1 protein-coding gene is annotated in these 598 nt (G+C 40.3%); it reads right to left on the bottom strand.

Features of this window, described 5'->3' with window-relative positions:
* Positions 1–598: helicase-related protein (locus tag ACFIO5_RS10825; RefSeq protein WP_375705401.1), on the bottom strand; the 598-nt coding region annotated here is incomplete at both ends.

The following is a 598-nucleotide window of genomic DNA, read 5'->3' on the forward strand; positions in this document are numbered from 1 at the left end:
TGTGACTCTTAAACCATTTCTGACGCTTAGATTTTCTAAAATGAGGTCCCTTAATGTTTTCTTTTTCTATCCCTTCTATCACAAGAGGCTTTTCTGGAAAAGCAGCAAACTGTTCTGGTATAGTTTCACGCACCAATCTCATACAAATCAAGCGCTCTACAGCACGCAACCGCATCTGCTCCACACCTTCATCAAAAAGTGTTAGTGCCTCACCAGATGCGCCATTGCGTCCTGTGCGACCAATACGATGCACATAACTTTCAGCTTCATCTGGTAAATCGTAATTAATAACGTGGCTTATGCCTGGTATATCAATACCACGCGCTGCAATATCTGTTGCAACAAGAATCCGTACTGATCTTTCACGAAAAGCTTTCAATGCAGACTGCCGAGCACTTTGTGATTTATTTCCATGAATTGTCGCAACAGAATATCCTCTACTTGCTAAATTCCGCGTGACAGCATCAGCACAGTATTTGGTTCGAGTAAAAACAATAACCGAAACAAAATCTGGATTTGTCAAAAGCTTACCTAAAACATTCTTTTTTTCACATGTAGGAACACAATATAATTTTTGAGCAATTTCCGCAGCCGTAGT

This window comes from Bartonella sp. AA86SXKL (assembly GCF_042196885.1).